Source organism: Pseudoalteromonas sp. SR41-1 (assembly GCF_014164015.1).
GTDB lineage: Bacteria > Pseudomonadota > Gammaproteobacteria > Enterobacterales > Alteromonadaceae > Pseudoalteromonas > Pseudoalteromonas distincta.
Genome location: NZ_JACJEK010000049.1, coordinates 1 through 857, shown reverse-complemented (window position 1 = coordinate 857; position 857 = coordinate 1). Strand labels below are relative to the sequence as shown.

The following is an 857-nucleotide window of genomic DNA, read 5'->3' as shown; positions in this document are numbered from 1 at the left end:
TTAGCTAGTACTTGACCACGTTCAACGTCTTCACGCTTAGTACCACGTAGAAGTGCACCAATGTTCTCACCAGCACGACCTTCGTCAAGAAGCTTACGGAACATTTCAACACCAGTACAAGTAGACTTAGTAGTCTCTCTGATACCAACGATTTCAACTTCGTCATTTACGTTGATGATACCAGCTTCAACACGACCAGTTACAACAGTACCACGGCCTTGGATTGAGAAAACGTCTTCGATAGGCATGATGAATGGCTTATCGATGTCACGCTCTGGCTCTGGGATGTAAGAATCAAGTGCATTTGCAAGCTCAACAATCTTATCTTCCCACTCTTTCTCGCCTTCTAACGCTTTAAGCGCAGAACCCGCGATTAGAGGTAAGTCATCACCTGGGAAATCGTATTCTGAAAGAAGTTCACGAACTTCCATTTCTACTAGCTCAAGTAGCTCTTCGTCATCAACCATGTCACATTTGTTCATGAACACAACGATGTAAGGAACGCCAACTTGACGAGAAAGAAGGATGTGCTCACGTGTTTGTGGCATAGGGCCATCTGTCGCAGCAACTACTAAGATCGCGCCATCCATTTGAGCAGCACCAGTGATCATGTTTTTAACATAATCGGCGTGACCAGGACAATCTACGTGTGCGTAGTGACGTGTAGGAGTATCGTATTCAACGTGAGACGTTGAAATAGTGATACCACGTTCACGCTCTTCTGGAGCGTTGTCGATTGATGCGAAATCTTTAGCAACACCGCCGTATACTTTTGCAAGTACGTTAGTGATTGCTGCAGTTAGTGTAGTTTTACCGTGGTCAACGTGGCCGATTGTACCAACGTTTACGTGCGGTTT

At 45.3% G+C, this 857-nt stretch carries 1 protein-coding gene; it reads right to left on the bottom strand.

Going from position 1 to position 857, the window contains the following annotated elements; translation table 11 throughout:
* Positions 1 to 857, bottom strand: an 857-nt coding sequence (gene tuf / locus H5118_RS20375; protein ID WP_182738532.1) for an elongation factor Tu, incomplete at both ends; no start/stop codon positions are given.